Raw genomic sequence first — 22306 nt, forward strand, 5'->3', positions numbered from 1 at the left:
TTAATGGGCCTTGCTCGCCGCCTCAGCCGGTGGCGATAAGCGCGACAGAATGTGCGCCTTCATTCCGCGGGCCAGCTCTTCCTCATCAAAGAACACCTGCCCCAGACCGTCTTTGCGGAACATCTCCACCGCATCCGGGCTGTGAGTACGGATCACCACGTCGATATCCGGGTTCAACGCCCGCGCCGTTTCCACCATGCGCTGTACGTTCATCGGGTCCGGGGTGGCGATGACCAGCATCGCGGCATCGGCGATATGCGCCTGGATCAGTGTATCGGGCTCGGCTGAGTCTCCCGTTACAGCCACCAAGCCCTGTCCACGAATCTGTTCAACGCGCTCACGGTTCTGCTCAACCACCACGAAGGGGATATTGCGCTCGGCCAGGCTGCGGGTAATCCGCCGCCCAACCCGGCCATAGCCGACCACCACGACCTGCCCTTTGAGGTACTTGTGCTCGGTGCTCATCGGCAGCACGGCCAGTGGGTCTTCGCGGTGCTCGAGTTTGCGCGCCAGAGCCGAGCGGCGCAGCGCCAGTTCCTTGAGCGGCTTGATCAGGGCAAACAGCGCTGGGTTCAGGGCAATCGAAATCAGCGCACCGGCCAGCACCAGGCTCATGCCCTCCTGCGGCAACAACCCTAGCGTCATGCCCAATCCGGCCAGGATGAAGGAGAACTCGCCGATCTGCGCCAGGCTCGCCGCCACGGTCAGCGCTGTATTCAACGGGTAACGAAAGGCCAGCACCAAGGCCGCCGCCGCCAGGGTCTTGCCGATCACGATAATGCCGACCACCGCCAGCACATGCAGCGGCTCCTTGATCAGTACCAGCGGGTCGAACAGCATGCCAACCGAGACGAAGAACAGCACCGCAAAGGCATCCCGCAGCGGCAGTGACTCTTCCGCCGCGCGGTGGCTGAGGTCAGACTCGCGCATCACCATGCCGGCAAAGAATGCACCGAGGGCAAAGGACACCTGGAACAGCGCCGCCGCGCCGTAGGCAATCCCGATCGCTGATGCCACCACCGACAGGGTGAACAGCTCACGCGAACCGGTCTTGGCCACCTGCATCATCATCCAGGGCAGAATGCGCCGCCCGGCCACCAACATCACCACGATAAACACCACCACCAGCAGCAGGGTCTTGCCAAGGGTGTACCACAGCGGATCGCTGCCCATCTCGGCGGTTGGCGTACCACCCAGCACACCCGCCAAAGGCGGCAGCAAGACCAGCACCAGCACGGTCACCAGGTCTTCAACCACCAGCCAGCCGACGGCGATGCGCCCATTCATGGACTCAAGAATGCCGCGCGACTCCAGCGCTTTGAGCAGCACCACGGTACTGGCACATGACAGTGACAGGCCGAACACCAGCCCGGCACCGAAACTCCAGCCCCACCAGTGCGCCACTGCCATACCAAGCACCGTGGCCAGGCCCATCTGCACCACCGCTCCGGGCAAAGCGATCTTCTTTACCGACAACAGATCATCGAGGGAGAAGTGCAGACCCACGCCGAACATCAGCAGCATCACGCCGATTTCTGAAAGCTGCGCGGCCAGCTGAATGTCCGCGACAAACCCAGGGGTTGCCGGTCCCAGCAGAATGCCCGCACAGAGATAACCGATCAGCGCCGGCAGTTTTATCTTCTCGGCAATAAAACCGAAGATCAGCGCCAGACCAAAACCACCTGCCAGGGTGGTGATCAAGGAGATGTTGTGTTCCATTCAGAATCCTCTGCAATGGGTGATTGGGGCGGTTTGCCAGCCCTGCACATGGCAAACACAAGCACCTCAACGGGACGCAAACGCTCCCCACAATGGCGCACGCAAACGGCAGGCGAACTGCCAGACCATCCATGGCCTCGGTGCTGTTTATCGCTGGCAGGGCAAACAGCACAGATAATCGCTACTAATGCTTTTAGTGAATAATAAAAATATCCTTTAGATCAATAAAAAATTAGCCGCACGACCACTGCCATGACGAATGGCAATACGTTCTACCGCTATAACGCACAAATTATCTGCATGAATCGTTCCTCGATTGCTGGCCACTCATCCCTATCCGCGATTACGCAGTGAACTCCCCGCACGTCGTACGGGTCTGTCTGCTGTCGGCCACTGAGGGTGGATCTGCTGGCCATTTGCCCAGCAGGCCACTGCATAGCAGCGCCCCAGATCGCTCATCTGTCCACGGCAATGCGCCTGACCGACCGCTATCGCACCTGCCTGCAGGGTTTCATTCAATCGCTATATGAAGACAGCCCATGTCCCTATCCCATTACCTCCCCTCATGTACCCGCCCGCTGCACAACCTCGTTCTGAGCGCTTGCCTGCTAGGCAGCTTGACTGCATACGCCGAAGAGCCCGTCAGCAACACACGCTGGGTCAGTGACAGCCTGAACACCTATGTACGCAGCGGCCCAACCGACGGCTACCGCATCGTCGGCACCCTGGTTTCCGGGCAGAAAGTCACCCTGCTGCAAACTTCCGGCGACTACAGCCAGGTGCGTGGCGAAAACGGCAGCGCGGTATGGATTGCCAACCGCGACCTACAAGACGTGCCCGGCCAGGCCGAACGCCTGCCACAGCTGGAACAGCAAGTGGCGCAGCTGAGCAGCGAACTGGAAGGCATCAACGACACCTGGAAAACCCGCGTACAAGGCATGCAGGAAACCCTCGACTCACGCAAAAGCCTGATCGACGAACTGCAAACCGCGCGCTCGGCGCTGGATATCGAACTGAGCCGAGCCAACTCTGAGTTGCGCGAACTGCAAGCGCAGCTAGGCGAGGAAAACCAGCAGGTGCTGATGCGCTATATGGCCTACGGCGGCGGCATCGCCGGTGGCGGACTGCTTGCTGGATTGATTCTGCCGACCATGCTGCGGGTAAGACGCAAGCGCAATGATCAGTGGGTCTAGTGCCTCGGCTCTGAGACACGCACAGACAGGGCCATACGCCAATGTTTGCAATGGCTATAGCGACCTGTAGTGATAGACCTCGCCCCTACAACCTTTGACGTTTACGCTGCTGTTTCACCTTGTACATCTCGCGGTCTGCCAGCATGACAGCCTCGTCCGCAGTCATGCTGCCCGGCAGCACCGCCGCCACCCCAACACTCGCGCCGGGATAGTCGATATGGCCAAGCCCATTACCCAACTCATATCGGCCTACCGTCGCTTGGGTCAGGCGATCCTGCATGAGATGGACGGCAGTTTGCATATCACTTGCCAGGTCGAGATGTTTGGCTGGCGTGCTCACCGCAATCACGATGAACTCATCGCCACCGACGCGCCCGATGGTGTCGCTGCTCCGGAGGCGCTGCTGCAGTTGGGTGGCTACCCCACGGAGAAACTCATCCCCTGCCTGGTGGCCATAGGCATCGTTGATGAGTTTGAAACCATCCAGGTCAATGACCCCGACGAGCACGTACGAATGTTCGCGCTGGGCCTGGACTAACAAACGAGCGACATCGTTGAGGATGGCACGCCGGTTGGCCAAACCCGTCAGGGCGTCTGTCAGCGCCAGAGTGGCCAACTCGGCATTGGCAACCTGCAGCTGCTCAACCAGCACTTCACGCTCAAGGGAATAACTCAGCAGTCCAGAGAGCAGCATCAGCAATGGTTCCACATCCGGCGCACGGGCCACCTGATCCGAACTCGCGGCACAGACGGTGCCCAGTACCCGGCCATCCACGGATCTGATTGGCGCGCTCACATAGGTTCTGATGCCCAGAGCGGCGGCGGCCTCCGAGTCACCCCAGCATTCGGCAACGTTGTCCGAGTACATACGGTTTTCGTCCAGTGCCCGCTTGCACAGCGTATCTGCCCACGGCACGACCAACCCTTCGGGAATCAACATGCCGCCCACGTTACGGGCGAACTCGACCCGCTGGACACCTTCCTCGGTATCAATGGTCGTCAAATATGTCGATTCCATTCCGGTGACCTGACTGAGCAAGGCCAGCAAGGGACGCGTGAGTTGCTCCAGCGTTCGCGCTTTGGGGATGGTTTCAGACAGCAGGGAAAGTATTTGATCCATGTGGATACGCCGGCAGCTATGAGGGCAACTCGATTGTCGACCAATCGGCGGTTTACTGAACAGTGTTGGACTTCACCAAACTAAAAAGACCCGCGGCAGAAACGCATTGCAGATTCACAGTTATCTAGTCATCGCGCGTCAGCACTTCCAGCAGCTCAATCTCAAAAATCAAATTGGAATGCGGCTTGATATGCGCGCCGAACTGACGCTCGCCATAGCCCAGGTGCGACGGAACAAAGAGTTTGCGTTTGCCACCGACTTTCATGCCCATTAGGCCCTGGTCCCAGCCCTTGATCACCCGGCCGGTGCCGATCACGCACTGGAAGGCTTTGCCGCGATCATAGGATGAGTCGAACTTGCGGCCATCTTCGAGGAATCCGTTGTACTGGGTGGTGATCAGCGCACCTTTGACCACTTCCTTGCCGTCACCCAGTTGAATATCTTCAATCACCAGTTCGTTGCTCATTACTCACCTCGTCTATTCGCCAGGCCTGCTTATGGCCGGGTTTGCAGAAAATCACTCGCCAGTCGGCTCCAGCACCGCCAGCAGCTCGGATAGCCGCGCTTCCAGTTGCGCCAACTCGCTGGCGGCAATCGGCGCCAGCAGGCGCGCTTCATTGGCGACATGCGCGGTTACCGCGCGGTCGATCAGTTCCAGGCCGGCCGGAGTCAGTTGCACCAGCAGGCTGCGCGCGTCGCTGGGGTTGGCCTGGCGGCTGACCCAACCTGCGGCTTCAAGCTGCTGCAACTGCCGGGTCATGGTGCCGGAGGTGACCATCAGGGTCGAGAACAGTGTGGTCGGTGCCAGGCGGTAAGGCTCGCCGGAGCGACGCAAGGTGGCCAACACGTCAAACTCCCAGGCGGTCAGGCCAAAGCTGCTGAACAGTTTGTCCAGCTCACGCCGCAACAATGCCGCACAGCGCCCGAGCCGGCCGATCACGCCCATCGGGCTGACATCCAGATCCGGCCGCTCGCGGTGCCACTGCTGAAGAATTGCATCGACCGCATCCATCTGTCGCTGAATTGCCATTGGCTTACCTTTGGAAATTTATCTTGAACTCAAGACAAGTCGCTATTAGCTTCGCATTTTATCTTGAATGCGAGACAAATGCATGGACCACTCAACATCGCGTAGCTCCTGGCTGGATGTGTTGATCACGGCTTTAGCGCCGGCCATCTGGGGCTCGACCTATATCGTCACCACCGAGATTCTGCCACCCGATCGGCCGTTTACCGCCGCGCTACTGCGCGCCCTGCCTGCCGGTCTGCTGCTGGTGCTGTACAGCCGCTACCTGCCCCGGCCCAGCGAATGGCCGCGTTTGCTGGTGCTGGCAGCGCTGAATATCGGCTTCTTCCAGGCGCTGCTGTTTGTTGCCGCCTACCGCTTGCCCGGCGGACTGGCGGCGGTGGTCGGGGCGATTCAACCGCTGCTGGTGATGGGCCTGGTGTGGTCGATGGATGGTCAACGTCCAGCATCTGTGGCGGTAGCCGCCAGCGTTGTGGGTATCGCCGGGATGGCTGCCCTGCTGCTGGTACCTGACGCGAGTTGGGACCCAATCGGGATTGCCGCCGCCTTTATCGGCACTGCCTGCATGGCGAGCGGCACCTACCTGACGCGACGCTGGCGACCGACTGTGCCGCTGCTGGCCTTTACCGGTTGGCAACTGCTGATTGGCGGTTTGTTCCTGCTGCCGGTGGCCTGGCTGATCGACCCGCCGCTGCCGCCGCTAAGCCTTATGCAGTGGCTGGGCTATGCCTACCTGTCGTTGTTTGGCGCATTGCTGGCTTATGTGCTGTGGTTTCGCGGCATCGCTCGCCTCGCGCCGGTGGCGGTGTCGTCATTGGGGCTGCTCAGCCCGCTGGTGGCAGTGATTCTCGGCTGGGCATTGCTCGGGCAGAGCATCACCGGTGTGGCGCTGCTGGGCTTGGTTGCGGTGCTGGGCAGCATTCTGGCGGTGCAATGGGCCGCAGCGGCCAAGCCGGCAGTTGTCGCGCCCCATGTTAAAGTCGCGCGCTGCACAACCCCGACGGCCCAAGGCGACAACTAGCGACCATGCAAACCCCGGCATTTACTGGCGATCTGGAAGACTGGAACACCCTGAACAGCAGCATCGGTTTTTCCGAGTTGCTGATCGGCAATGGCGCAAGCCTGGCGGTATGGCGCAAGTTTGCCTACTTCTCGCTGTTCGACGAGGCGCAGACCACGCGCAATCGCCCGCTCAGCCCGACCGAACTCAGCGTGTTCCGCGCCCTGGATACCAGCAATTTCGAGCAGGTGCTCAGCGCGCTGAAGAACAGCATCCGGGTCAATGCCGCGCTGACCATCAACTCCTCGTCGCCGCGCCATCGCTACTTCGCCATCAAGGAAGCGCTGATCCACGCCGTGCGTGCGGTGCATATCCCCTGGAGCCAGATGCAGGCCGCCAGCCTGGCGCAGATCAACAGCGCGCTGAGCCAGTACCAGACGGTGTATTCCGGCAATTACGACCTGCTCAACTACTGGGCCGTGATGCAGGCACCGGACGCGTTTGAAGACCTGTTCAGAGGTGCGGATTCAACCTTCGACCCAGGCAACAGCCAGCGCCAAGACCATGCTACGCGCCTGCTCTATCTGCATGGCGGCATGCACCTGGTAAAGAACATCGACGGCAGCACGCGCATTCTCAATTCATCGGAGAGCACCCTGCTGGCCAGCTTCGCCATTAACCAGCTGGGCGATATTCCGCTGTTCGTTAATGAAGGCAGCAGCGCGGACAAGCTCAAGGCCATCCGCAGCAGCGATTACCTGGCGTTCTGCTACAGCCAGTTGGCACAGCCCAAGGACCGGCTGTGTATCTTCGGCCACAGCCTGTCGGCGCAGGACCAGCACCTGACCCAGGCACTGCAACAGGCCGGAGTGAAAACCCTGGCCATCTCGATCTACCCGCACAACCCGCTGTTTGTCGCCCAGCAGAAGCAGCACTACGCCAGCCTGTTCGCCGAACAGCAAGTGGAGCTGCGCTTCTTCGATGCGCTCAGCCACCCGCTGGGTGACCCTGCGCTGCGCATCCCCACTGACGCTTAAGCCTGGATCGAACGCACCAGGCTTAGCTCGGCCGGCGCACGGCGCTGGCTGAGGTAACGGGTGCAGCTGACGCGCAGGAATGAGGCGAAATTCACCACCTCACCGCGATAGTCCATCACCTCGTCATACAGTTTGGTGATCAGCTGATTGGTGGTCATGCCATCGACTTCGGCGATTTCGCGCAGGATGTCCCAGAACTGGTTTTCCAGGCGTAGGGTGGTGACCACGCCACGGATGCGCAGCGAGCGGGAACGGGATTCGTAGAGAATCGGATCGGCTTTGACATACAGCTCGCACATGGCGGCTCACCTCCCTAAATGCGGGGCCTGACTGGCCCCGGCAGTTTAGAACCTGTTTACGATCTGCTGCGCGTCGGCGCTACTGCGTTAAAAACAAGCTCGGAATGCTCATTTACCATTCGTAAACTCCGCTTCCTCGCTTGTTTTTGCCTTGTATCGCTCTAGCTCGCAAGATCGTAAACAGGCTCTTACAGCGTGATCTGTGTACCGAGCAGACCAAGGAATGCGGCCAGCCAGTTGGGGTGCGCTGGCCAGGCCGGCGCGGTGACCAGATTGCCCTGCACATGGGCCTGGTCCACAGCGATATCGATATAGCGCCCGCCAGCCAGGGTGACTTCCGGGCCACAGGCCGGGTAGGCGCTGCATTCGCGGCCTTTAAGCACGCCCGCAGCGGCGAGCAATTGCGCGCCATGGCAAACCGCCGCAATCGGTTTGCCAGCCTTGTCGAAGGCCTGTACCAGCGCCAACACCTGAGCGTTCAGGCGCAGGTACTCCGGGGCGCGACCACCGGGGATCACCAGGGCGTCGTAATTTTCAGCCTTGACCTGAGCGAAGTCGAAGTTGAGGGCAAAGTTATGCCCCGGCTTTTCGCTGTAGGTCTGCTCGCCTTCAAAATCGTGGATGGCGGTGCGCACGCTCTGTCCGGCGCTCTTGTTCGGGCATACCGCGTGCACCTGATGGCCGACCATCAGCAGTGCCTGAAACGGCACCATCACTTCGTAGTCTTCGACGTAGTCGCCGACCAGCATGAGAATCTTCTTCGCTGCCATGTGCCTACTCCCTTTCTGGGTTGAGAAGCACAGAGTGTTATCCCGATCAGCCGGCAGCGGGTAATAGCCCGGTACTACAGCGCTCGCGACTGCGAGCAAGCCAACGTTGCGTAGGGTGTGCCATGCACATCAATGCAGGCTGCTGGTGCGCGCGGCGCACCCTACAACGACAGGCTAGTGTGCCCTCAGCTACTCCAGCACTTCCTCATCACGTAGCAGCACATAGGTGCAACCGCTGTCATCTTCCAGGTAGTCGTGCACATAGAACATCACGACTTCACCCAGGCCGGGCTGGGCGGCCACGTAGTCACCGATGTCCACGGTGAAATGGCCTTTGGAACCCGGCTTGGCTTCACACTCGATGCGCGCATTGACGAACAGCTCCGGCGCGCTGTCGCCGAAATAATCTTCACGCTCTGCAGCATCCCAATCGGCCGGGGCTTCGAACGGGCCGCAGAACAGCACCTTGGCATCACCCAGATCCACTTCCTCGGCTTCCGGATCCTGGTCATCCGCGCGATACACCGTGCAGTCCTGCGCGTCAGGGTTTTCCAGAATGGCCAGACGGGCCGCCAGTTGTTGCTCAGTATCCATAGGGGGCATAGCTATCTCCGAGCGTTTTGGCGATTAAGAGCAGGGCAAATCCAGCCGGCAGTCCATCTGCCGGCAAGGCCTAGCAGGCTATGGGCTGTTGCGCTTGCAGTGCAAGCGATGAAATGCCCGCAGCCACCTTACGCAGAATATTTTGCGACTTAATTTGGCGTTAAGTCTGCAGGCAAATACTCACTCCCAAGTTCACAGACGAGGTTCCGTTTATGGAGCTGCCTTGGGTGTATCAAAACACTGCACTTGCACAGATCGGCCGCGAGCAACCGCTCAGCCTGTACCTGGCCAATCACGAAAGCCCACGCCGAGCGGGGATTGAAGCCTTTATCGGCGAGCGCTTCGCCGCTCAGCATCAAGCGCGAATCCGCCATTTCATGCCCTGCCTGCTCAGCCTGGAAGATCGCGACGGGCAACTGCTCGGCGCGGTAGGCCTGCGCGGTGCCGCCAGTGGCCCGCTGTTTCTTGAGCGTTACCTGCAGCAACCGGCGGAACAGGTGATTGCCGCCCGGCAGGTGGCCAATGCACCACAGCGGGCACAACTGGTCGAGGTCGGTAACCTGGCAGCGGGCAGCCCGGGCGCTGCGCGTTTGCTGATCGTCGCCCTGACCGATCTGCTGGTGGCGCTGGGTTATCGCTGGGTGACCTTTACCGGCACCCTGGCCCTGCTCAACAGCTTCCAGCGCCTGGGCCTGACGCCCGTACCGCTGGGCCCGGCCAATCCGGATTGCGTGGGCGACGAACTGGCCGACTGGGGCAGCTACTACGCCAACCAACCGCAAGTGATGGCCGGCGACATCTACGCCGGTCACCAACGCCTGCTGCAACTGGGTGCTTACCCGCGCCTGGCTCACCACGCTTTCTATGCCCTGGAGGACATGCCCGATGTGGCCTGCCGCTGAATCACTGTTCAACCGCCTGGCCGCACTCGGCGATGCCAGCGCCCTGCGTGAAGGCCCGTGGCAACTGAGCTACACCCAGTTGCTGAATGAGGTCGAGCAGCGCAGTGCACTGTTGCTGGAGAGTGGCGCGCGGCGCGTTGCCCTGGCGCTGGACAATGGCATCGACTGGGTACTCTGGGACCTGGCCACCCTGCATGCCGGGCTGGTTTGCGTGCCGCTGCCGGGCTTCTTCTCCAGCGGCCAGCAGGCCCATGTGCTCGACAGTGCCAGCATCGACTGCCTGATCGGCCCGAACACTGCACTGTTCAGCGCACTGGGTTTCAACCCTAGCGCGGCCGGCATGCTGCAACGCCCACGGGCGCAGGTCAGCACGCTGCCAGTCGGTACCTGCAAGATCACCTACACCTCCGGCACCACCGGGCAACCCAAAGGCGTATGCCTGGATATCGCCACACAACTGGCGGTGGCTCGCAGTCTGGTGCAGGCCAGCGCCAGCTGCGCGGTCGAACGCCACCTGTGCGTCCTGCCGCTGGCCACCCTGCTGGAGAATATCGCCGGGGTTTATGCGCCCTTGTTGGCCGGGGCGCGGATTGAATTGATGCCGATGGCGCAGATCGGTCTGCTCGGTGCCAGCCAGTTCGATCTGCCGCGCTTTCTCGGCGCCCTGGCTCAGGCGCAGCCCAATAGCCTGATCCTGCTGCCACAACTGCTGCTGGCGCTGGTCAGCGCCGGCGAAAATCACCTACCCCTGCCGAGCAGCCTGCGTTTTATCGCCGTCGGCGGTGGCCGCGTCGCCAGCCAATTGCTGCAACGTGCTGACGCCCTGGGGCTGCCGGTGTTCGAGGGCTACGGCCTGTCCGAGTGCGCCTCAGTGGTGTGCCTGAACACCCCGGAAAACCGCCGTATCGGCACCGTCGGCCAACCGTTGCCACACCTGCAGGTACGCCTGGCTACAGACGGCGAGGTGATGGTCCAAGGCCCACGCCTGCTTGGTTACCTGGGCGAACCATGCCCTGACGAGGAGTGGCTGGGCACCGGTGATCTGGGCCATTTCGACGGACCATTCCTAGTACTGCACGGGCGCAAGAAACACCAGTTCATCACCGCCTTTGGCCGCAACGTAAACCCGGAATGGGTCGAGGCCGAGTTGGTCCAGCAACTGCCAATCGCCCAGGCCTGGCTGCATGGCGAAGCACTGCCCGGCAACATTGCCGTGCTGGTGCCGCGCTTCCCGAATACCCCTGACAGCCAATTGGCCGAAGCCGTGGCGACGGCCAACCAAGCCCTGCCCGACTATGCCCGCGTGCACCACTGGCTGCGCGCCGAACAACCTTTCAGCAGTGCCAATGCGCTGGCCACCAGCAATGGCCGCCTGCGGCGTACAGCCCTGCTTAACCACTACCAGCACGCCATCGAGCAATTGATGGCCACCGAATCCTGCTATGGAGATGCCTGATGAGCTTCTACGAATCCCTGCTTGAACACACCAGCGCTGAGCGCAATTACCTGCTCAGTGCGCCGATCATTGCCCAGGCCATGGCTGGCACCGTCAGCCTGAACAGCTACGTGGCCTTTCTCACCGAGGCCTATCACCACGTTAAACACACCGTGCCCTTGCTGATGGCCTGCGGCGCGCGTTTGCCAGAACGGCTGGAGTGGTTGCGCGAAGCTATCGGCGAATACATCGAGGAAGAAACGGGCCACCAGGAATGGGTGCTCAACGACATCGCCGTGTGTGGTGCAGACAAAGAAGCGGTGCGCCACGGCACGCCCAAGCTGCCGACCGAGCTGATGGTCAGCTACGTCTACGACCGCATCGCGCGGCACAACCCGGTGAGTTTCTTCGGCATGGTCAATGTGCTGGAAGGTACCAGCATTGCCTTGGCTACCCAGGTGGCCGGAGTGATTCAGGACAAGCTGCAACTGCCGAACAAGGCCTTCAGCTACCTGAGTTCCCACGGCAGCCTGGACCTGGAACATATCGAATTCTTCAAAAAACTGATGAATCAGCTCGACAACGACGACGACAAAGCTGCCGTGGTGCACACCGCCAAAGTGGTCTATCGCCTCTACGGCGATATGTTCCGCAGCTTGCCGCTGAGCGCCTGAGGACTAGCGATGAATATTCCTGAATGCCGCGCCGTGATCACCGGGGCCAGTGGTGGGATTGGCCAAGCACTGGTCGCCGAACTGCTGCGCGACGGTGCCCACCTGCTGCTGGTTGGCCGCCAGCCCGAACCCCTGCAAGCGCTGGCCGAGGCCCATGCCGGCAAAGTCACGCTGGTGACTGCGGACATCCGCGAACGCAGCGGCCGTGAAGCCGTGGTCGCCGCCGCTCAGCGCTTTGGCGGCATCAACACGCTGATCAATGCTGCGGGGGTCAATCACTTCGGCCTGCTGGAGCAGCATGATGAAACCGCCATCGCCGAGCTGATCGAACTCAACGTAACCGCCACCTTGCAGCTGACTCACCGCCTGCTGCCACTGCTGCGGCAACAGGGCCGAGCCCTGGTGGTCAACCTGGGCTCGACGTTCGGCTCCATCGGTTACCCCGGCTTCACGGCCTACTGCGCCAGCAAGTTTGCCCTGCGCGGGTTTTCAGAAGCACTGCGCCGCGAGTTGGCCGACACCCTGATCAAGGTTCTCTACTTCGCCCCACGCGCCACTCAAACCCGCATGAACGGCGCCCAGGTGGTGGCCATGAACGACGAGCTGAACGTCGCCATGGACGACCCACACAGCGTTGCTTTGCAATTGCTGGCAGCCATACGCCGTGAGGAAGAGGAGCGCTACCTGGGCTGGCCGGAGAAACTCTTCGTGCGCCTCAACAGCCTGCTGCCGCGCCTGGTCGATCAGGCCCTGCGTAAACAACTGCCCATCATCCAGCGCTTTGCGCGCAGCAAACCTTAAGAGGACACACCCCATGACGCTTTTCCGCACCGCCGCCTGCACCCTGCTCTGCCTCATCAGCCTGCCCAGTTTCGCCTTGAGCGAACAAGGCCAGGCGCAGCTGCAAAGCCTGCAAGACCGCTGGGCCGAGATCAATTATCAGCTGCCCAAGGAACAACGCGAGAAAGCCTTCGCCAGCCTCAGCGAGCAGGCGCAAAAAGCTGTCGCCGCCGAGCCTAACGCAGCCGAACTGCAGATCTGGAACGGCATCATCCTCAGCACCTACGCCGGTTCCAAAGGTGGCCTGGGGGCGCTGGGTCTGGTCAAGGAAGCCAAGGCCAGCCTGGAGCAGGGCCTGGCGCTCGACCCCAAGGCGCTGTCCGGCTCGGCCTACACCAGCCTCGGCAGCCTGTACTACCAGGTGCCTGGCTGGCCGGTAGGCTTTGGCGATGACGAAAAGGCCGAAGCCATGCTCAAGCAGGCCTTGGCGATCAACCCGGACGGCATTGATCCCAACTATTTTTACGCGGACTATCTGACCCGCGCCAAACGCTACGCTGAGGCAAAAGTGGCACTGGAAAAAGCCTTGCAAGCGCCTGCACGGCCTAATCGCCTGTCTGCCGACGCAGGGCGCAAAGCGGAAATTCAAGCGCTACTGGCCAAGGTCAACGCCGAATTGGAGTAATCTCGCCCACGCGAGTTTGGATAGAACACACCGGGAATCACTGCATGCGCATTCTGCTGGTCGAAGACGACAACGCCCTGGGCGAAGGTATTCGCACCGCCCTCAAACCCGAGGGGTACACCGTCGACTGGGTACAGGATGGCAGCAGTGCGCTGCATGCCCTGACCAGCGAGAGTTTTGAACTGGCGATCCTCGACCTGGGCCTGCCACGCATGGACGGCCTGCAGGTGCTCAAGCACCTGCGCGCGGCCGCCAACCCGGTGCCCGTGCTGGTACTGACCGCCCGTGACTCCACCAGTGATCGCATCGCCGGGCTGGATGCCGGCGCCGACGATTACCTGGTCAAACCCTTTGATGTGGCTGAACTCAAAGCCCGCTTGCGCGCACTGCTGCGGCGCAGCTTCAACCGTCCGCAGCCGGCGCTGGAATACCGTGGCATCAGTCTTGACCCGGTCAGCCAGGCCGTCAGCTATCAAGGCCAGGCGGTCAATCTGCCGCGCAAGGAATTCCTCCTGCTGCACGAATTACTCGCCCAGCCGGGCCGGGTGATGACCCGCGACAAGCTGCAACAGGCCCTCTACGGCTGGGACGAAGAGTTGGAGAGCAACGCCCTGGAAGTGCATGTGCACCACCTGCGCAAAAAATTCTTTCCCGAGCTGATCCGCACCGTGCGCGGCGTCGGCTACCTGGTGGATAAATAACATGCCGAAGGTGTTGCGCTCGATCCGTGCGCGTTTGCTGGTCCTGCTGCTGTCACTGTTGAGCGTCGCCCTGGGGCTGATCAGTCACAAGATCTACAGTGATGCCAGCCATGAAGTGGAAGAGCTGTTCGACGCCCAGCTGGCGCAGACCTCCCGGGTGCTTATGGGCCTGGTCCGTCATGAGCTGTCGGCCGACTCGCGCCGCGACCTGCAGACTGCGCTGGATGAAGCCCTGCTGCTGAAAAACAGCCCGCGTAACCTCGACGGTCTGCTCGGGCACAGCTACGAAAGCAAGCTGGCCTTCCAGATGCTTAACGACAACGGCGAGCTGGTGTTCCAATCCGCCAGCGCCCCGAAAGGCCTGCTGATGGAGATGATCGCCCAGCTCGGCCTCAATCTGCCGGCCGACTCACAGCCGATCAGTGAACGTCTCAATCGACTGGCCAAATACCTCAGCGGCTATCACACCCTGACCTTGGGCGAGCACCGCTGGCGGGTGTTTGTGCTGCACGACAACGTCGATCACCACTGGGTACTGGTGGGTGAGCGTGAAGACGTGCGCGGCGAACTGTCTGGCAAGATTGCCCAGCGCACCCTGCAACCGCTGCTGATCGGTTTGCCGCTGCTGGCTCTGCTGCTCTGGCTGGCCGTAGGCTTTGGCTTGCGCCCACTGCAGCGCATGGCCGAATCGATCAAGGCCCGCGCCCCTGACAACCTCGCGCCGCTGACTTTTGGCCCGTTGCCACACGAGCTGGAACCCATGGGCGCTTCGCTCAACCGCTTGCTGATGCAGGTCAACCACCTGCTCGACCAGGAAAAACGCTTTATCGCTGATGCGGCCCACGAGTTGCGCACCCCCTTGGCGGTGCTGCGTATTCACGCCCAGAACGCCCTCGACGCGCCTGACCCGCAAGACCGTAACGATGCCCTGCGCCAGCTCGGCAGCGGTGTCGAACGCGCCACGCGGGTGGTGGCTCAACTGCTGACCCTGGCGCGCCTGGAACCCAATGTGGCGCAACTGGCCATGCGCGAGCTGGACCTGCTCGGGTTTGTGCGCAACGAACTGGCAGAGCTGATTCCACTGGCACTGGAGCGTCATCAGGAACTTGACCTGGATGCCCTGGAGCCAGCGGACTATCAGTTGCTGGCGGATGGCCCAAGCCTCGGCACCCTGCTGCAAAACCTGATCAGTAATGCCGTGCAATACACCCCTGACGGGGGCCGTATTCGGGTTCAGCTAGAAGCTCAGGCAGATGCCATCGTGCTGCGCGTGCAGGACAGCGGACCCGGCGTCGCACAGGCGCAGCGGGAAAAACTCTTCGAACGGTTCTATCGCCTTGGCGCCGGACAGGGCGCGGGCCTTGGGCTGTCCATCGTGTTGCGCGTAGTGGAACTGCACCGCGCCAGCATCAGCCTGGGCGACTCCCCCCTCGGCGGCCTGGAAGTCGCGGTGCGCCTACCCAGACGACGCTAGCGCGCAATGCCTCGGCGCTGCGCCCGCTCTTCGCGGCGGGCCTGCTGCTGCACGTCAGCCAGCACTTCCTGCACGTAGTCGATGTGCCGGTTGGACAGCGCACGGGCGTCCTCGGCACGGCCTTCGATAATGGCCTGGAACAAGGCGCGGTGCTGCTCAATCAGCATGTCGCGGGTTTCATCACGCTGGGCATACATGCCGCCGATGTTGGTCACCACGTTGCGCTTGAGCAGGTCGAACAGCCCACGAATGGTGTGCAGCAGCACGGCGTTATGGCTGGCCTCGGCAATCGCTAGGTGAAAATTGGCATCGGCAGCGCCTTCTTCGGCGCGGGTCACCTTGCCACTGCGGCTGTAGCAATCCTGCAGCGCGGCGAAGGCGTCAGTCAGGCGCTGGCGATCCAGTTCGGTGGCGCGCTGGGCGGCATAGAAAGCGCAGGAACCTTCCAGGGTGTGGCGAAACTCGAGCAGGTCGCGCTGCGCTTCGGGGTTGCTTTCCAGTAGGTGCAACAGTGGATCACTGAAAGTTGAGCCGAGGGTTTCCGCCACATAGTTGCCGCCGCCATGCCGGCTAACCAACAAGCCCTTGGCCGCCAACTTCTGGATCGCTTCACGCAACGACGGCCGCGACACACCGAACTGCTCGGCCAATACGCGCTCTGCCGGCAAGCGTTCGCCAGCCTTGAGCGTGCCTTCGAGGATCAGGGTTTCCAGTTGGCTAACGATATCGTCCGACAAACGGCGTTGCCGTACCGATCCCACTTCCATAGCCCGCACTCCACTGGTTTGACCACCTGCCATGGGCCTTTGCGGCCCGCTGCCGGCAAGCCTATCGCCGCCATCACAGCCAAGCAAGACGCACCCTTTCGACCAAAGTCGTAAGGCAGCTAATTGACAGGCTGGAGGCCGCACTTTTACCCTGACCGCGCAGTCTTGTAAATTGGTATTACCAATTAACCAAACTAAAACAATTCCAAGAATCCAACGAGGTCTCCCCATGCCGGCTCTATTGCTTATACCCGCCGCAACGCTGCATCACGATGCGCACCCGCATTCACCCATGCGCAACGCGCAGCGTTAAGGGGAGACCACCATGTCGACAGGTCTTCTTGCTCTACTGGCGTTCTCGCCCATCCTGCTCGCCGCTGTGCTGCTGATCGGCCTGCGCTGGCCGGCCAAACATGCCATGCCCCTGGTCTACCTGCTGACCGCCAGTGTCGCACTGTATGCCTGGGATATGAGCTTTAACCGCGTACTCGCCTCCACCGTGCAGGGATTACTGATCACCCTCGGTTTGCTCTGGATCATCTTCGGCGCGATTCTGCTGCTCAACACGCTCAAACACTCCGGCGGCATCACCGCGATTCGCGCCGGTTTTGCCACCATCAGCCCGGACCGGCGCATTCAGGCGATCATCATCGCCTGGCTGTTCGGCTGCTTTATCGAGGGCGCTTCCGGCTTCGGCACGCCTGCAGCCATTGCTGCACCACTGCTGGTAGCCATCGGCTTCCCGGCCATGGCTGCGGTAATGCTCGGCATGCTGGTGCAGAGCACGCCGGTATCCTTCGGCGCGGTGGGTACACCGATCATCGTCGGCATCAACACCGGATTGGATAGCGCCACCATCGGCGCGCAGCTGGTTGAACAGGGTTCGTCCTGGGCGCAGTTTCTACAGCTGATCACCAGCGAAGTAGCGATCATCCACGCCATTGTCGGCACCGTAATGCCGCTGGTGATGGTGCTGATGCTGACGCGTTTCTTCGGCGCAGAGAAAAGCTGGAAGGCTGGCTTTGAAGTGCTGCCTTTTGCCATTTTTGCCGGCTTGGCCTTTACCGTGCCTTACGTGCTGACCGGGGTGTTTCTCGGCCCGGAATTTCCGTCGCTGGGCGGCGGTTTGATTGGTCTGGCAATTGTGACCAGCGCCGCGCGCATGGGTTTTCTGCTGCCCAAAACCACCTGGGATTTCGCCCCGGCGGACAAATGGCCCGCTGAGTGGCTGGGCACCGTGGAGATGAAACTCGACGATCTGACCGCAAAACCGATGAGCGCCCTGCGCGCCTGGCTGCCCTATGTGCTGGTCGGCGTGCTGCTGGTGATCAGCCGGGTATTCCCCGAAGTGGGTGCGGCGCTGAAGAGCGTGGCACTGAAATTCCCCGACCTGCTTGGCGAAACCGGTATCGGCGCCAACTTCGACCCGCTGTATCTGCCGGGCGGGATTCTGGTGGCCGTGGTAATCGCCACATTCTTTTTCCATGGTATGAAACTGCGTGAGCTGGGCAGCGCCGTGAAGGAGTCGTCCAACGTGCTGCTCAGTGCCGGCTTCGTGCTGCTGTTTACCGTGCCGATGGTGCGCATCCTGATCAACTCCGGGGTTAACGCCGCCGAGCTGTCGAGCATGCCGATCCTGATGGCGCGCTGGGTGGCTGACAGCGTCGGCGGTATTTACCCGCTGCTGGCGCCGAGCGTGGGTGCCCTGGGCGCCTTTATTGCCGGCTCCAACACCGTCAGCAACATGATGTTCAGCCAGTTCCAGTTCGGCGTGGCCAGCAGCCTGGGTATTTCCAGCGCGCTGGTGGTCGCGGTGCAGGCGATCGGCGCCGCTGCCGGCAATATGGTGGCGATCCACAACGTCGTCGCAGCGTCGGCCACGGTTGGCCTGCTGGGCCGCGAGGGCAGCATCCTGCGCAAAACTGTCTGGCCTACCCTGTACTACGTGCTATTTACCGGCCTGATCGCACTGTTTGCCGTGTATGTGCTGGGCGTTAGAGACCCGCTGATGGCAGGCTGATAACCGCTCGGGCGCGCAAACCGAACTGCGCGCCCGAGCGTTGTAACAACCCTTCTTCTCCACCTGGGTGATTCCATGATCATTTCTGCCTCCACCGACTACCGCGCCGCCGCCCAACGCCGGCTGCCGCCGTTTCTGTTTCATTACATCGACGGCGGCGCCTACGCCGAGCACACGCTCAAACGCAACGTCGCCGACCTGGCGGACATTGCCCTGCGCCAGCGCGTGCTGCGCAATATGTCGGAACTGAGCCTGGAAACCCGCCTGTTCAATGAGACCCTGAGCATGCCGGTGGCCCTGGCCCCGGTCGGCCTGACTGGCATGTACGCCCGTCGCGGTGAAGTGCAGGCCGCCAAGGCCGCCGCTGCCAAGGGCATCCCCTTTACCCTGTCCACCGTTTCGGTGTGCCCGATTGAAGAAGTCGCGCCGGCCATCGACCGGCCGATGTGGTTTCAGCTGTATGTGCTGAAAGACCGCGGTTTTATGAAAAACGCCCTGGAGCGCGCCAAAGCCGCCGGTGTCACCACCCTGGTATTTACCGTCGACATGCCGGTGCCCGGCGCGCGCTACCGCGATGCCCACTCCGGCATGAGCGGCCCGAACGCCCCCCTGCGCCGCATGTTGCAAGCCATGACCCACCCACGCTGGGCCTGGGATGTCGGCCTGCTCGGCAAGCCCCATGACCTGGGCAATATCTCCGCCTACCGTGGCAACCCCACCGGTCTGGCTGATTACATCGGCTGGCTGGGCAACAATTTCGACCCCTCGATTTGCTGGAAGGACCTGGAATGGATTCGTGAATTCTGGGACGGCCCAATGGTGATCAAGGGCATCCTCGACCCCCAGGACGCCAAGGACGCGGTGAGCTTCGGTGCCGACGGCATCGTCGTCTCCAACCACGGCGGCCGCCAGCTCGATGGCGTGATGTCCAGCGCCCGCGCCCTGCCGGCGATTGCCGATGCAGTGAAAGGCCAGCTGGCGATTCTCGCCGACTCCGGCATCCGCACCGGCCTGGATGTGGTGCGTATGATCGCCCTCGGCGCGGACACGGTGATGCTCGGCCGCGCCTTTATCTACGCCCTGGCCGCTGACGGTGGCGCAGGGGTAAGCAACCTGCTGGATTTGATCGAGAAGGAAATGCGCGTGGCCATGGTGCTGACCGGGGCCAAATCGATCAGCGAGATCACTGCCGACTCACTGGTGCGCGAACTGCACCACGCCGCATCCTGACTTTCGGAGCCTGCATGAGCCTGCCTGCCGCCTTTCTCACCGCCGTCGAACGCCTGATCCCTGCCGAGCGGCGCTTCGACGACCCGCTGTCGACCCTGGCTTTTGGCACCGATGCCAGCTTCTACCGGCTGATTCCCAAACTGGTGGTACGCGTCGAGGCGGAGCTGGAAGTGGTTGACCTGCTCAAGCTGGCCAGCGCCAATAAGGTACCGGTGACCTTCCGCGCCGCCGGCACCAGCCTGTCCGGCCAGGCCATCAGTGACTCGGTGCTGATCGTGCTGGGCGATAACTGGAACGGCCGGGAAATCCGTGGCCAGGGCAGCCAGATCCGCCTGCAACCCGGCGTAATTGGCGCTCAAGCGAATGCCGTACTGGCGCCCTTCCAACGCAAGATCGGCCCTGATCCGGCGTCGATAAACGCCTGCAAAATCGGTGGCATCGTCGCCAACAACGCCAGCGGCATGTGCTGCGGCACGGCGCACAACACCTACCACACCCTGGCTGGCATCCGTCTGGTGCTGGCCGACGGCACGGTGCTGGACACCGAAGATCCGCTCAGCGTCACACTTTTTTTCGCCACCCACGCCGACCTGCTGGCACAGCTGAACGAGCTGGGCAAACAGACCCGCGCCAACAGCGAACTGGCGGCAAAAATCCGCCACAAATACCGCCTGAAAAACACCACCGGCCTGTCCTTGAATGCACTGGTGGACTTCGACCAGCCCATCGACATCCTCAGCCACCTGCTGGTCGGCTCCGAAGGCACGCTGGGCTTTATCAGCGCCGTGACTTACAACACCGTGCCCGATCACCCGCACAAGGCCAGCGCCCTGCTGGTGTTCCCCGATGTCGAAAGCTGCTGCCGTGCGGTAACGGTGCTCAAGCAGCAGCCGGTATCCGCCGTTGAGCTGCTGGATCGCCGCAGCCTGCGCTCGGTGCAGAACAAGCCCGGCATGCCGGAATGGGTCCAGGGCCTGTCCGACAACGCCTGTGCATTGCTGATTGAATCGCGCGCCGCCAGCCAGAGCCTGCTGCATGAGCAGCTGCAGCTGATCATGGCGTCCATTGCTGACTTCCCGCTGGAAAAACAGGTAGATTTCAGTGATGACCCGGCCATTTACAACCTGCTGTGGAAGATCCGTAAAGACACCTTCCCGGCCGTCGGTGCCGTGCGCCAAACCGGCACCACGGTGATTATCGAGGACGTGACCTTCCCCATCGAACAACTCGCCGAAGGCGTCAACCGCCTGCTCGCGCTGTTCGATAAGCACGGCTACGACGAGGCGATCATTTTCGGCCACGCCCTGGAAGGCAACCTGCACTTCGTGTTTACCCAGGCCTTCGAAACGCCTGAGCAGATCGCTCGCTACTCGGCCTTTATGGACGACGTGGCGCAGCTGGTGGCCGTGGAATTTGGCGGCTCGTTGAAAGCCGAGCACGGCACCGGGCGCAATATGGCGCCCTTTGTCGAGCTGGAGTGGGGCAATGACGCTTACCAGCTTATGTGGCAGATCAAGCGCCTGCTCGACCCACAGGGCATTCTTAATCCGGATGTGATCCTCTCTGAGGATCGCGACATCCATCTGAAAAATCTCAAGCCGCTGCCGGCCGCCGACGAGATCGTCGACAAGTGCATCGAGTGCGGTTTCTGTGAGCCGGTGTGCCCATCGAAAGGGCTGACCCTGAGCCCACGCCAGCGCATCGTGATCTGGCGCGATATTCAGGCGAAAAAGCGCGCCGGCATCGACACCCGCGAGTTGGAAGCGGCCTACCAGTACCAGGGCATCGACACCTGCGCCGCCACCGGCCTGTGCGCCCAGCGCTGCCCGGTGGGTATTAATACCGGCGATCTGGTGCGTCAACTACGCGCCCGCGACGCTAACAGCCCACGCAGTGCCGACTGGCTGGCCAACAACTTCCACCGCGCCATGCAGGGCACGCGGGTAATGCTACATGTGGCCAACGGCGCACGCATGCTGATGGGCGCACCGCTGCTTAGCCGCACCTCGGCGGCGCTTAGCAAGGTCAGCCAGGGTCGCGTGCCGCAGTGGACGCCAGCGATGCCGCAACCGGTGCAGCGCCTGCAACTGCCCAAGACGAATGATGATGCGCGGCCACGGGTGGTCTACCTGGCAGCCTGCGTATCCCGCGCTATGGGTCCGGCGGCCAGCGATAGCGAGCAAATGCCATTGCTCGACAAGACTCGCGCCCTGCTGGAGAAAGGCGGCTTTCAGGTGGTGTTCCCGGATGACCTGGACAACCTCTGCTGCGGCCAGCCGTTTGCTTCCAAGGGCTATGCCGAACAAGCCGAGCGCAAGAAGCAGGAGCTGATCGACGCCCTGCTCAAGGCCAGCCGTGGCGGCCTTGATCCCATCTACTGCGACACCAGCCCCTGCACCCTACGCCTGCTGCAAGACGGCCTGGATGCACGGCTAAAACTGCACGACCCGGTGAAATTTATCCGCGAGCAGTTGCTCGATCGCCTGCACATCACCCCGCAGTACAAACCCGTCGCGGTGCATGTGACCTGCAGTACCCAGCATCTGGGTGAGGCGCAAGGTTTGATCGATATCGTCCGGCGCTGTTCGTCAGAAGTGGTCATCCCGGAAGGCATTCACTGTTGCGGCTTTGCCGGCGATAAGGGCTTCACTACGCCCGAACTGAACGATCACGCCCTACGCAGCCTGAAGTCAGCCGTCCAGTACTGCGCGGAAGGCATCAGCACCAGTCGTACCTGCGAAATTGGCTTGAGCCAGCACGGCGGCATTGATTACCACGGGCTGGTATACCTGCTGGATAGGGTGAGCATCGCCAGGCCTTGAGTGACCAATGGCCTCATCAATGAGAGAGGGCTTTCTATACTGAATGCC

General features: G+C 61.7%; 21 protein-coding genes. 13 read left to right on the plus strand and 8 right to left on the minus strand.

The window, feature by feature from the left end:
• A complete protein-coding gene (locus BLO50_RS17295; RefSeq protein WP_090255260.1) occupies positions 1 to 1719 on the minus strand; it encodes a cation:proton antiporter domain-containing protein in 1719 nt (572 codons plus the stop codon).
• 539 nt (positions 1720 to 2258) lie between these two features.
• Here BLO50_RS17295 and BLO50_RS17300 point away from each other — a divergent pair.
• The gene (locus BLO50_RS17300) at positions 2259 to 2912 is read left to right on the plus strand and encodes a TIGR04211 family SH3 domain-containing protein (RefSeq protein WP_090255262.1); all 654 of its coding nucleotides are present in this window, start codon (positions 2259 to 2261) and stop codon (positions 2910 to 2912) included.
• Positions 2913 to 2997: 85 nt separating this feature from the next.
• On the opposite strand, the gene BLO50_RS17305 is transcribed toward BLO50_RS17300, so the two are convergent.
• The 3 genes from BLO50_RS17305 to BLO50_RS17315 all read right to left on the minus strand — a co-directional run bounded on the left by BLO50_RS17305 (position 2998) and on the right by BLO50_RS17315 (position 5062).
• Positions 2998 to 4032: a sensor domain-containing diguanylate cyclase gene (locus tag BLO50_RS17305; protein ID WP_090255264.1), complete on the minus strand. Its 1035-nt coding sequence runs from the start codon at positions 4030 to 4032 to the stop codon at positions 2998 to 3000.
• 124 nt (positions 4033 to 4156) lie between these two features.
• Positions 4157 to 4498, minus strand: coding sequence for an FKBP-type peptidyl-prolyl cis-trans isomerase (locus BLO50_RS17310; RefSeq protein WP_090255266.1), 342 nt, complete (start codon positions 4496 to 4498; stop codon positions 4157 to 4159).
• A gap of 51 nt (positions 4499 to 4549) precedes the next feature.
• On the minus strand, positions 4550 to 5062 hold the full coding sequence (locus tag BLO50_RS17315) for a MarR family winged helix-turn-helix transcriptional regulator (RefSeq protein WP_090255268.1): 513 nt from the start codon (positions 5060 to 5062) through the stop codon (positions 4550 to 4552).
• A gap of 82 nt (positions 5063 to 5144) precedes the next feature.
• Here BLO50_RS17315 and BLO50_RS17320 point away from each other — a divergent pair, with 82 nt between their 5' ends.
• Both BLO50_RS17320 and BLO50_RS17325 read left to right on the plus strand, forming a co-directional pair.
• On the plus strand, positions 5145 to 6080 hold the full coding sequence (locus tag BLO50_RS17320; RefSeq protein WP_090255270.1) for a DMT family transporter: 936 nt from the start codon (positions 5145 to 5147) through the stop codon (positions 6078 to 6080).
• Positions 6081 to 6085: 5 nt separating this feature from the next.
• Positions 6086 to 7096: a DUF4917 family protein gene (locus BLO50_RS17325; RefSeq protein ID WP_090255272.1), complete on the plus strand. Its 1011-nt coding sequence runs from the start codon at positions 6086 to 6088 to the stop codon at positions 7094 to 7096.
• Here BLO50_RS17325 and BLO50_RS17330 read toward each other — a convergent pair.
• The 3 genes from BLO50_RS17330 to BLO50_RS17340 form a co-directional block, all read right to left on the minus strand.
• A complete protein-coding gene (locus tag BLO50_RS17330; protein ID WP_090255274.1) occupies positions 7093 to 7395 on the minus strand; it encodes a ribbon-helix-helix domain-containing protein in 303 nt (100 codons plus the stop codon). The two genes, BLO50_RS17325 and BLO50_RS17330, sit on opposite strands and share 4 nt — an antisense overlap.
• A gap of 188 nt (positions 7396 to 7583) precedes the next feature.
• The gene (locus tag BLO50_RS17335) at positions 7584 to 8165 is read right to left on the minus strand and encodes a DJ-1/PfpI family protein (RefSeq protein ID WP_090255276.1); all 582 of its coding nucleotides are present in this window, start codon (positions 8163 to 8165) and stop codon (positions 7584 to 7586) included.
• A gap of 189 nt (positions 8166 to 8354) precedes the next feature.
• Entirely contained in the window at positions 8355 to 8768 is a 414-nt protein-coding gene (locus BLO50_RS17340; RefSeq protein ID WP_090255278.1) for a hypothetical protein, read from the minus strand.
• Positions 8769 to 8980: 212 nt separating this feature from the next.
• Between BLO50_RS17340 and BLO50_RS17345 the strand changes: the two genes are divergently transcribed.
• Genes BLO50_RS17345 through BLO50_RS17375 form a run of 7 tightly spaced genes read left to right on the plus strand, consistent with a single transcriptional unit; the run spans position 8981 to position 15419 of the window.
• Entirely contained in the window at positions 8981 to 9670 is a 690-nt protein-coding gene (locus BLO50_RS17345) for a thermostable hemolysin (protein WP_090255280.1), read from the plus strand.
• Positions 9654 to 11126, plus strand: coding sequence for an AMP-binding protein (locus BLO50_RS17350; RefSeq protein WP_090255282.1), 1473 nt, complete (start codon positions 9654 to 9656; stop codon positions 11124 to 11126). Before BLO50_RS17345 ends, BLO50_RS17350 begins: the two co-directional genes overlap by 17 nt.
• Positions 11126 to 11779, plus strand: coding sequence for an iron-containing redox enzyme family protein (locus tag BLO50_RS17355; protein WP_090255284.1), 654 nt, complete (start codon positions 11126 to 11128; stop codon positions 11777 to 11779). Before BLO50_RS17350 ends, BLO50_RS17355 begins: the two co-directional genes overlap by 1 nt.
• A 9-nt stretch (positions 11780 to 11788) precedes the next feature.
• Entirely contained in the window at positions 11789 to 12580 is a 792-nt protein-coding gene (locus BLO50_RS17360; protein ID WP_090255286.1) for an SDR family oxidoreductase, read from the plus strand.
• A gap of 13 nt (positions 12581 to 12593) precedes the next feature.
• Positions 12594 to 13244, plus strand: a complete 651-nt coding sequence (locus BLO50_RS17365; protein ID WP_090255288.1) for a tetratricopeptide repeat protein — start codon at positions 12594 to 12596, stop codon at positions 13242 to 13244.
• A gap of 44 nt (positions 13245 to 13288) precedes the next feature.
• Positions 13289 to 13945 carry a response regulator gene (locus BLO50_RS17370; protein ID WP_090255290.1) on the plus strand — a complete coding sequence of 219 codons (657 nt, stop codon included), beginning with the start codon at positions 13289 to 13291 and terminating at the stop codon, positions 13943 to 13945.
• Position 13946: 1 nt separating this feature from the next.
• Positions 13947 to 15419 carry a sensor histidine kinase gene (locus tag BLO50_RS17375; RefSeq protein ID WP_090255293.1) on the plus strand — a complete coding sequence of 491 codons (1473 nt, stop codon included), beginning with the start codon at positions 13947 to 13949 and terminating at the stop codon, positions 15417 to 15419.
• Here the strand turns inward: BLO50_RS17375 and BLO50_RS17380 are convergent.
• Complete coding sequence (locus BLO50_RS17380; RefSeq protein ID WP_090255295.1) at positions 15416 to 16186, minus strand: FCD domain-containing protein; 771 nt, start codon at positions 16184 to 16186, stop codon at positions 15416 to 15418. The genes BLO50_RS17375 and BLO50_RS17380 overlap by 4 nt on opposite strands.
• A 325-nt stretch (positions 16187 to 16511) precedes the next feature.
• Here BLO50_RS17380 and BLO50_RS17385 point away from each other — a divergent pair, with 325 nt between their 5' ends.
• The 3 genes from BLO50_RS17385 to BLO50_RS17395 all read left to right on the plus strand — a co-directional run bounded on the left by BLO50_RS17385 (position 16512) and on the right by BLO50_RS17395 (position 22258).
• The gene (locus BLO50_RS17385) at positions 16512 to 18206 is read left to right on the plus strand and encodes an L-lactate permease (protein WP_090255297.1); all 1695 of its coding nucleotides are present in this window, start codon (positions 16512 to 16514) and stop codon (positions 18204 to 18206) included.
• A 75-nt stretch (positions 18207 to 18281) separates the two neighbouring features.
• Positions 18282 to 19436: an FMN-dependent L-lactate dehydrogenase LldD gene (gene lldD, locus BLO50_RS17390; RefSeq protein ID WP_090255299.1), complete on the plus strand. Its 1155-nt coding sequence runs from the start codon at positions 18282 to 18284 to the stop codon at positions 19434 to 19436.
• A gap of 14 nt (positions 19437 to 19450) precedes the next feature.
• A complete protein-coding gene (locus tag BLO50_RS17395) occupies positions 19451 to 22258 on the plus strand; it encodes an FAD-binding and (Fe-S)-binding domain-containing protein (RefSeq protein WP_090255301.1) in 2808 nt (935 codons plus the stop codon).
• Positions 22259 to 22306: the final 48 nt, after the last annotated feature.

It is taken from the genome of Pseudomonas peli (genome assembly GCF_900099645.1).
In the GTDB taxonomy this organism is placed as follows: Bacteria; Pseudomonadota; Gammaproteobacteria; order Pseudomonadales; family Pseudomonadaceae; genus Aquipseudomonas; species Aquipseudomonas peli.